The organism is Actinocorallia lasiicapitis (genome assembly GCF_054778695.1).
Map to the genome: position 1 here is coordinate 1 of NZ_BAAGZI010000250.1, position 8,899 is coordinate 8,899.

At 70.7% G+C, this 8,899-nt stretch carries 8 protein-coding genes and 2 pseudogenes; 6 read left to right on the top strand and 4 right to left on the bottom strand.

All coding sequences use genetic code 11. The features are described from left to right. Positions 1-678: pseudogene (locus tag ACYVE7_RS23245) on the bottom strand (hypothetical protein); the annotation flags it as partial. Positions 679-1,005: 327 nt separating this feature from the next. Here ACYVE7_RS23245 and ACYVE7_RS23250 point away from each other — a divergent pair. The 5 genes from ACYVE7_RS23250 to ACYVE7_RS23270 all read left to right on the top strand — a co-directional run bounded on the left by ACYVE7_RS23250 (position 1,006) and on the right by ACYVE7_RS23270 (position 5,201). Beyond that, positions 1,006-1,725 (top strand): hypothetical protein, encoded by a 720-nt coding sequence (locus ACYVE7_RS23250; RefSeq protein WP_460367150.1) that lies wholly within the window; start codon positions 1,006-1,008, stop codon positions 1,723-1,725. 124 nt (positions 1,726-1,849) lie between these two features. Beyond that, the gene (locus ACYVE7_RS23255; protein WP_460367152.1) at positions 1,850-2,728 is read left to right on the top strand and encodes an ABC transporter ATP-binding protein; all 879 of its coding nucleotides are present in this window, start codon (positions 1,850-1,852) and stop codon (positions 2,726-2,728) included. A gap of 27 nt (positions 2,729-2,755) precedes the next feature. Then, entirely contained in the window at positions 2,756-3,496 is a 741-nt protein-coding gene (locus ACYVE7_RS23260; protein WP_460367154.1) for an ABC transporter permease, read from the top strand. After that, on the top strand, positions 3,496-4,599 hold the full coding sequence (locus ACYVE7_RS23265; RefSeq protein ID WP_460367164.1) for a sensor histidine kinase: 1,104 nt from the start codon (positions 3,496-3,498) through the stop codon (positions 4,597-4,599). The genes ACYVE7_RS23260 and ACYVE7_RS23265 overlap by 1 nt, the downstream gene beginning before the upstream one ends. Beyond that, the gene (locus ACYVE7_RS23270) at positions 4,596-5,201 is read left to right on the top strand and encodes a response regulator (protein ID WP_460367156.1); all 606 of its coding nucleotides are present in this window, start codon (positions 4,596-4,598) and stop codon (positions 5,199-5,201) included. Before ACYVE7_RS23265 ends, ACYVE7_RS23270 begins: the two co-directional genes overlap by 4 nt. 10 nt (positions 5,202-5,211) lie before the next feature. On the opposite strand, the gene ACYVE7_RS23275 is transcribed toward ACYVE7_RS23270, so the two are convergent. Beyond that, entirely contained in the window at positions 5,212-6,291 is a 1,080-nt protein-coding gene (locus ACYVE7_RS23275) for a CapA family protein (protein ID WP_460367158.1), read from the bottom strand. A gap of 47 nt (positions 6,292-6,338) precedes the next feature. Beyond that, positions 6,339-7,364 carry a CapA family protein gene (locus ACYVE7_RS23280; protein ID WP_460367160.1) on the bottom strand — a complete coding sequence of 342 codons (1,026 nt, stop codon included), beginning with the start codon at positions 7,362-7,364 and terminating at the stop codon, positions 6,339-6,341. 60 nt (positions 7,365-7,424) lie between these two features. Here ACYVE7_RS23280 and ACYVE7_RS23285 point away from each other — a divergent pair, with 60 nt between their 5' ends. Then, positions 7,425-8,594 (top strand): aminotransferase class V-fold PLP-dependent enzyme, encoded by a 1,170-nt coding sequence (locus tag ACYVE7_RS23285; RefSeq protein ID WP_460367162.1) that lies wholly within the window; start codon positions 7,425-7,427, stop codon positions 8,592-8,594. A gap of 11 nt (positions 8,595-8,605) precedes the next feature. Here the strand turns inward: ACYVE7_RS23285 and ACYVE7_RS23290 are convergent. After that, positions 8,606-8,899: pseudogene (locus ACYVE7_RS23290) on the bottom strand (hypothetical protein); the annotation flags it as partial.

Genomic DNA, 8,899 nt, shown 5'->3' on the forward strand with positions numbered 1-8,899 from the left:
GCCGCCGAGCCCGGCGACCAGCGCGTCGACCGGCAGGTCGGAGCCGGTGGGAAGCTGCTCGCCGAGCAGCCCGGCGACCAGGTGGGTGACCGGGTCGTGGCCCGCCTTGCGCTCCACGGACGGCGCGTCCGCCGGCAGGTCCGGAACCGCGGGAACATCCGGAACGCCCGGAACAGCCGGAACCGCGGGGACGTCCGGCATCTCGGAGACACCGGGCACGGCGGGCGCACCCGGGACGGCGGGAACGCCGGGAACCGCGGGGACGGGCGGCAGGCACTTGGCGACCGCGAGGGTCCTGACCTCGCCCGACTTGTCGACGATCCGGGCGCCGGTCACCGTCAGTACGCCGTCGGCGGTGCGGGACTGCTCGTTGAAGGTGGCGACCGCGCCGTCCAGTAGCGGCAGCTTCATGTCGGCGGCGGGCGCGGCAGGCAGCGCCTTGCCCGCGGCCGAGCCGCCTGAGATCTCGGTGACGCCCCTGGTGACGCCCTGCGTGGTCGTCACGCAGCGGGCGGTGATCCCGTCGACCTTCAGCCCGAGCGCGTCCGCGGTGACGGAGCCGACGGTCGCGACGACGTCCTGCGGCCCGTCGGCGTGCGCGGGAAGCGCACCGAACAGTGCGATCGGAGCGACCGCTGCGGCGAGCAGCATATTCTTCTTGATCGCCTTGGAAGGCATACCCTTCATTTTCTTCTTCCCCCGTAGGTGGCTCATTCACCGCCCCTCGGCGGCACCGTTCGAGATCGGGACGTTAGTACAGCCCGCAGCCGCATAACAACGGAATCACGAATTCCTGAAGGACCATATAAATGATCTACCGAAATGGCATAGCATCCATTTCCCGGCGTTCATTTATCAACGAACCACAGCGATCCGGGCGTCCGACCGGCCGGTATCCATCGTCTGACAGGTAGCGCGAACGGGTCCGAGCAGGCCAAGCTCTTAACTACGCTTGAACGGGACCATGCTCAGGCACGGTCGCGACCAACCCCGGAGGACAGAACAGTGGCAACCAAGAGCAAGGCGGGCGGCGGCAGCGCCAAGGAGCGGGTCGCGGCCATGCGCGCCGCGGAGCAGCGCAAGGAACGGCTCCGCTGGCTGCTCACCTTCTCTGTCGTCCTGTTGATCGTCGGCGCGCTCGGCGGTGGCGCCTTCTGGGCGGTCAACAAGGACAAGAAGGACCAGGAGAAGAAGGCCGCGATGTCGAACGCGGAGCGCATCGCGGCGGGCCCACCCAACGGCGGCACCTGGGCGCTCCCCTCCGACCCGACCCAGCAGGCCGAGCGCCTCGGCCTCGCCGTGAAGAACAACATGGAGGGTGACGCGAAGCACGTCCACGCGCACCTCGACGTGTTCGTCAACGGCAAGGCCGTGCCGATCCCCGCGAACCTCGGCATCAACACCCTCACCGGTGACATCTCCGAGCTGCACACCCACGACGGCCGCGGTGTGCTGCACGTCGAGTCGTTCAGCAAGGACAAGGTCTTCGACCTCAACCAGGTGTTCCAGCAGTGGGAGGTCCCCTTCGACCGCACCCAGCTCGGCAGCCTGAAGACCGACGCCACCCACAAGATCAAGATCTATGTGGACGGCAAGGAGGTCCAGGACGACCCGTCGAAGATCTCCCTTGAGGCGCACCGCCAGATCGCGGTCCTCTACGGCACCGACGCCGACAACGCCAAGGTGAAGATCGAGACGACCTACCCGTTCGAGAAGAACGAGTAGTCCGTACCCGCACGTCCAGAAGTCAGGCCCGCGATCGTCATGGTCGCGGGCCTGACTTTTGTCATAGGAAGGCGATGAGGGCACGCACTAACCGCGAAGCGCCGCTTTCTCCAGTATTGGGGACATGAACGCGATCACCTTCGCCCAGGTCAAGAAGAGCTACGGCGACATCCAGGCCGTCAACGGCATCGACCTCGACATCCCGGTCGGCCGGTCCATCGCGCTGCTCGGCCCCAACGGCGCCGGGAAGTCGACGGCGATCAACATGCTGCTCGGCCTCGCGAAGGCCGACTCCGGTGAGATCCGAATCTTCGGTGAGACGCCCGCCAAGGCCGTCGCCCAGGGCCACGTGGGGGCGATGCTGCAGGAGGCGAAGCTGCCGACCGGGCTCAAGGTCAAGGAGATCGTCGACTTCGTCCGCGGCCTCTACCCCGACCCGATCGGCCAGGACGAACTGCTGGCGCTCGCCGACCTGACCGAACTCGCCGGACGCCGCGCCGACCAGCTCTCCGGCGGCCAGGCACAGCGGCTGCGGTTCGCGATGGCGATCGCGGGCGCGCCGAAGCTGCTGGTGCTCGACGAGCCGACCGCCGCGATGGACGTCGAATCCCGCCGCCTGTTCTGGCGGTCGATGCGCGAGTACGCGGCGGGCGGCCGGACGATCCTGTTCGCCACCCACTACCTCGAGGAGGCCGACGAGAACGCCGACGGCATCGTGGTCATCGCGTCCGGCCGGGTGATCGCCGAGGGCACTCCCATGGAGATCAAGCGGGCCGCGGGCGGCCGCACCGTCCGGTTCACGCTCGGCGAGCAGCCGGCGGCCGGGCTCGACGCCCTGCCCGGGGTGACCGCGGTCGAGGTGCAGGGCGGCACCGTCACCCTGCGCACCGACGACTCCGACGGCACCGCCGAAGCCCTGTTCAAGGACACCACGCTGAAGATCCGCGATCTGGAGATCGCCGGCGCGGGCCTCGAAGACGCGTTCCTCTCCCTCACCAAGTAGCCCTGAACCCCCTAAGGACTGAAGACCATGCTGAAGTACCTGCGTCTGGAGATCGTCCGGACCTTCCGCGACCGCCGTTTCCTGTTCTTCTCCCTCGCCTTCCCCGTGATGCTCTACCTGCTCTGGACCAACGTGTTCGGCAGCGCGGAGACCGACGTCGACACCGGTCTCGGCCTGGACGAGTACATGATGGTGTCGTTCGGCGCGTACGGCGCCATCGGCGCGGCCCTGTCGACCACGGGCCCGCGGCTGGCGACCGAACTCCAGGACGGCTGGCTCAAGCAGCTCCAGGTCACCCCGCTGCGCGCCTGGCACGTGATCGCCGCCCGGATCCTCACCGCGCTGGTCGTCGCCCTGCCCTGCCTGATCCTGGTCGGGGTCGTGGCCGTGCTCACCCAGGGCGTCAGCCTCTCGGCCGTCCAGTGGATCGAGACGATCGGGCTGCTCACCCTGGCCATCCTGCCGTTCGCGGCGCTCGGCACGCTGATCGGCGCGACCGTCAAGGGCGACTCGGCCCAGCCCGCGATGCTCATGACCTACCTCCCGCTGGCGATCATCGGCGGGCTCTGGGTGCCCGTCGCGCAGCTCCCCACCTTCCTCCAGAAGCTCGCCCCCTACACCCCCGCGAACCGGATGGCGGAGCTCGGCTGGGACATCGTCGGCGGCGCGGGCGTGTCCGGCTCCGCCCTGCTGGTCCTCGCGGTCTGGACCATCGGTCTGGGCGCCCTTGGCACCCTCGGGTACCGCAGGGCTACCGTGGCCGCGTGATGAACTCGGTCTTCGGTTTCCACCGCGACGCGGGGGCGCCGGTCGCCCCGCGTCGCGGACGCGCCATCGGCCTCAGCTTCGGGCTCGGCTTCCTGATCCCGCTGGTCGAGACGATCATCGGCTACGACCCCGCGAAGCGCGTCCTCGGCTTCGCGGGGCTCGCCGCGTTCATGGCCCTGTACTACGCGACGGCCCTGGTCAGGGACAGCTGGTTCGATCCGGTGCCGGCCCGGGGGTGGGTGCTGTTCGGGGCGCTCGCCACGCTGACGGCCGCGCTGCCGCTCGCGTTGGGCGAGGAGTGGACCGGGCTGCCGATCTACCTGTCGATCACCTGCGCGCTGTTCCTGCCGCACCGGTTCGTCTACGCCGGGATCTTCTCGACGACCGGGCTGTCGGCCCTGCTCTGCGCGGCCGTCACCGACGACGTCGACGGCTCGGTGTACATCGTGTTCGCGACCCTCGGTCTCGGGATCATGATGGCCGGGTTCCGGCATTCGCGGCAGCTCCTGCAGCAGCTCCGCGAGGCACGCGCCGAGGTGGCGCGGCTCGCGGCGTCGGAGGAGCGGCTGCGGATCGCCCGCGACCTGCACGACCTGCTCGGCCACAGCCTGTCGCTGATCGTGCTGAAGAGCGAGCTGGCGGCGCGGCTGGCCGTCAAGGACCCGGCCAAGGCCGAGCTGGAGGTCCGCGACATCAACAAGGTGGCGCGGGAGGCGCTCGCCGACGTCCGGGAGACCGTGTCCGGCTACCGGCAGCGGACCCTGGCCGAGGAGCTCGACTCCTGCCGGGCCGTGCTCGCCGCCGCCGGGATCACCCCGACCGTCAGGACCAGCGGCACCCCGCTCCCCGCCGAACAGGACGCCCTGTTCGCGTGGGTGGTCCGGGAGGCCGTCACCAACGTGGTCCGGCACTCCCAGGCCGCGACCTGCACGATCGAGGTCGCCGGCTCCGTCGCGCACATCGCCGACGACGGCGGCGGCGCGGCGGGGTTCACGCCCGGCAACGGGCTGACGGGCCTGCGCGAACGCGTCGAGTCGACCGGCGGAACCGTCGTCGCCGGACCCCGCCCCGGTGGGGGATTCGCCGTTAAAGTCTCCCTGTGATCCGTGTGATGCTCGCCGAGGACCAGGGCATGGTCCGGGGCGCTCTGGCCACCCTGCTGGGGCTCGAAGACGACCTGGAGGTCGTCGGGACGGCCGCGAACGGCGCCGAGGCCGTCGCGCTGGCCGTCGAGGTGCGGCCCGATGTGGCGCTGCTCGACATCGAGATGCCGGAGAAGGACGGGCTGACCGCCGCCGCCGAGATCAGGGCGGCCGTCCCCACCTGCCAGGTCATGATCCTGACGACGTTCGGGCGGCCCGGCTATCTGCGTCGCGCCATGGAGGCGGGCGCGGCGGCGTTCCTGGTGAAGGACAGCCCGGCCGAGGAGCTGGCGGCCGCGATCCGGCGGGTCCTGCGGGGCGAGCGGGTGATCGATCCGGCGCTGGCCGCGGCGGCGCTCAGCGCTGGCCCGAACCCCCTGTCGCCGCGCGAACGGGACGTCCTCAGCGCGGGCCGCGACGGATCGTCGATCGGCGACATCGCCGCCGCGCTCCACCTGTCGGAGGGCACCGTCCGGAACTACCTGTCGACGGCCATCCAGAAGGTGGGCGCGCGCAACCGGATCGAGGCCGTCCAGAAAGCCCAGGCACAGGGCTGGGTCTAGTACTACACGGCTAGGCGCCCGGCTTGAGGCCGGTGCAGCCGCGCAGGCCGTTCCAGCGGGCCGTCTCGGCCTTCGCGGCCGCGCCCTTCATCGGGTAGGGCAGGCCCGCGGAGATCCGGGCCGGCTTCCACACCGATTTGGTGACCTTGCGGCCGTCGACCTTCAGCAGCAGGACCCCGGAGTTGGCGGTCTGCCCGTTGGCCGAGGAGAACACGAAGTTGCCGAGCCCGTAGTGGACGTACCGGCCCTTCAGGTAGCCGCCGCCGAGCGGGATGTGGGCGTGGCTGCCGACCACGATGTCGGCGCCCGCGTCGATGAGCTGGCCGGCGAGCTCCTGCTGGCGGGGCAGCGGGCAGGCCGACAGCTCCTGCCCCCAGTGCAGGTCGACCACGACCACGTCGGAGGTCGCGCGGGCCGCCTGCACCGACTTGAGCAGCGGCGGCAGCACCTTCGCGCTGGCCAGGCCGCCCTTGGTGGCGGTGGCGGTCCAGGCGGGGATGAGGTGGTCGTCGAGGACCTGGGTCGCGCCGATGACGGCGACCTTGTTCCCCTTCACGGTCGTGTGCCAGGCCCGGTATGCCTCGTCGGCGTTCTTGCCGATGCCGACGGTCGGGAAACCGGTCCGCTTGATCGCCTTGAGGGAGTCGCGCAGCCCGGTCTCCATGTAGTCCATGCCGTGGTTGTTGGCCATGGTCACCACGTCGACGCCCGAACCCTTGAGCGCGGCGAACGCGCTGGCCGGGGCCCGGAAGGTGAACTGCTTGGCGGGCGCGGGGGTGCCGCCCGTGGTGATCGCGGTCTCCAGGTTGACGACGGCGAGGTCGGCTTTGCGGAGCGTCGCGGAGATCGGGCCGAGGGCGTCCTTCTTCAGGCCGAGCCGCGCCCTGAGGTTGCCCTCGAAGTGGGTGTCGCCGCCGAACGCGATGACGAACGGCTCCTTGACGGTCTCGGGCGCGGCCGGTGCGCTCTTGCTGGGCTTCGGCGGGTTGGAGGTCTGGCCTTCGGCCGCGTTGTTCCCTTCGGAGCTGCTGCAGGCCGACAGCGCCAGCGCGGCGCCGAGCGCCGTCCCGAGCATGATCTTCGTCCGCATCCGAGGGCTCCTCAAGCTGGTCGTGGTCGGGGGCAAGGATGCCAGAACTACGGGGTCTGCTGCGGGAAGCCCGCGCAACCGCCCAGCGCCTGCCAGGCGATATAGGCGTTCTGCGCCGGTGCGCCCGTCAGCGGCCGCGGCAGCCCGCCCTCCAGGACGGCCGGCGCCCAGTCGGCGTTCTGCACCGAGTGGCCGCTGACGGTGAGCGTCAGCACGCCGCTCTGCGCGGTCGGGCCGCTGTGGTTGTAGAAGAGGAAGTTCCCCAGCCCGTAGTGGACGTACTTGTCACTCTTCAGAAAGCCTCCGGCCTGGAGGACGTGCGCGTGGCTGCCGACCACGGCGTCCGCGCCCGCGTCCACGAGCTGCTGGGCCAGGGTCTTCTGATCGGTGGACGGGCAGCTCTGCCGCTCGACGCCCCAGTGCAGGTCGACGATCACCGTGTCGTACTCGGCGGCCGCGGCCTTGACGCCCGCGATCAGCCGGGCCGGGTCCTTGGCGGAGGCCATCCCGGCCTGGGCGTCGGTGGCCGTCCAGGCGGTGGCCAGGTTGTCGTCGAGCACCTGGGTCGCGCCGAAGAACGCGATCCTGCTGCCCTTGACCTCGGCGACGTACGGGCGGAACGCCTCGGCCGCGTTGTTCCCGATCCCGACCACGGGCAGCCCGGACTTCTGGGCCGCGGCCAGGGAGTCCTGGAGCCCTTCGGGGCCGTAGTCGAGGGCGTGGTTGTTGGCCATGGTCGCCACGTCGACCCCGGCGCCCTTCAACGCGTCGAACGCGCTCGCCGGGGCGCGGAAGGTGAACTGCTTGGCGGCCGGGGTGCCCCGGTCCGTGACGGCCGTCTCCAGATTGACCATGGCCAGATCGGCCTTGGCGAGCTGCTCCTTGATCGGGCCGAGGGCCGTCGCCGGGTCCTGGAGCCGGGCGGCCAGATCGCCCGCGAAGTGGACGTCGCCGCCGAACGCGATCGTGACCGGCTCGTCGGGCGTGCCGGAACCGGCCTTCTCGCCGGAGGTCGAACAGCCGGTGAGCAGGAGGGCCGCGGCCGCCCCGAAAGCGATCGATCTGCGCATCATGCCTCCTAGGATGCCGTGCGCTTTATCCTGGTTCGGGCATTCAGCAGCGAAAGGACTCCCGTGGACATCGCCGCGATCCGTCAGGACACCCCCGGAGTGGCCGGGGGAATCCACCTCAACGCGGCGGGGGCGTCGCTGACGCCCAGGCCCGTCCTCGACACGATGGTGACGCACCTCACCCTCGAGGCGGAGCTCGGCGGCTACGAGGCCGCCGACACCGTCCGCGACCGGCTGGAACAGGGGTACGCCGACCTCGGCCGGCTGATCGGCGCGGCCCCCGGCGAGATCGCGTTCATGGAGAGCGCCACCCACGCCTTCGACCGGGCCTTCTACTCGATCCCCTTCAAACCGGGCGACAGAATCCTCACCACGACCAGCGAGTACAACAGCAACGCGCTCGCCTACGTGCAGGCGGCCCGGCGGCACGGCGCGACCGTCGAGGTGATCCCCGACGACGCCCACGGCACCATCGACCTCGACGCCCTGGAACGCTCCCTCGCCCGCGGCGGCGCCCGGCTCGTCGCCCTCAACCACATGCCCACCCACGACGGGCTGATCAACCCGGCCGCCGAAGTCGGCCGGCTGGCCCGCGCCCACGACGCCCTCTACCTGCTGGACGCCTGCCAGTCCGTCGGCCAGTACCCGATCGACGTCGAGGCGATCGGGTGCGACGTGCTGTCCACGGCGGGCCGGAAGTTCCTGCGCGGCCCTCGCGGCACCGGCTTCCTGTACGTCCGGCGGACGATCATGGAGCAGCTCGATCCGGCCGTCATCGACCTGCACTCCGCCGACCTGACCGGGCCCGACACCTTCACGTTCCGTGACGACGCCCGCCGGTTCGAGTCCTGGGAACGCTCCATCGCCGGGCAGCTCGCCCTCGCCGAGGCCGCCCGGTACGCCATGAGCCTCGGGCTCGAGGCGATCTCGACCCAGGTCAGATATCTGGCGTCCGCGCTCAGGGCCGGGCTGGCCGACGTGCCGGGGATCACCGTCCACGACCGGGGCGAGCACAAGAGCGCGATCGTCACCTTCAGCCATGCGACGGTCGGGGCGGAGCGGCTGGTGGCCGCGCTGGCCGCCAGGGGCGTCGTCGTCCGGGTGTCGGAGCAGACCTTCCGGTACGACGAAGGGCCCCGGCCGCGGCTGCGCGTCCGGGCCTCCCCGCACTACTACATCACCGAAGATGAGATCACCCGCACCGTCGAGGTCCTGCGTTCCGTGCTCGCCTAGGAGAGGTTCGCTTAGGAGAGGTTGACGACGAGTGGTCTGGTCGTCTTGGGGGTGTGCGTCGACAGGTGGCGGCGGAACCAGTCGGTCAGCGCCGCGTCCACGCTGACGGCCGCGGGGATCGGCGGTCTGGGTTCGCGGCCCGGTTCGGCGGCCAGGGCGTGGCCCATCCGGAACGACGACGCCTCCGCAACCGTCACGCCCGCCCCGGCCAGCCTGTCCCGCAGGGCCAGGACCTCGGCCGTCGGCACCAGCAGATCGGTCGCGCCCGCCACCATCAGCAGCCGCGGGTCGGTCCTGGCGATGTC

Bases quoted from the DNA above. Each gene is read 5' to 3' on its own strand.
- ACYVE7_RS23255 (WP_460367152.1), top strand. From the start codon at position 1,850: ATGAACGCGATCACCTTCGCCCAGGTCAAGAAGAGCTACGGCGACATC.
- ACYVE7_RS23260 (WP_460367154.1), top strand. From the start codon at position 2,756: ATGCTGAAGTACCTGCGTCTGGAGATCGTCCGGACCTTCCGCGACCGC.
- ACYVE7_RS23265 (WP_460367164.1), top strand. From the start codon at position 3,496: ATGAACTCGGTCTTCGGTTTCCACCGCGACGCGGGGGCGCCGGTCGCC.
- ACYVE7_RS23275 (WP_460367158.1), bottom strand. From the start codon at position 6,291: ATGCGGACGAAGATCATGCTCGGGACGGCGCTCGGCGCCGCGCTGGCG.
- ACYVE7_RS23280 (WP_460367160.1), bottom strand. From the start codon at position 7,364: ATGATGCGCAGATCGATCGCTTTCGGGGCGGCCGCGGCCCTCCTGCTC.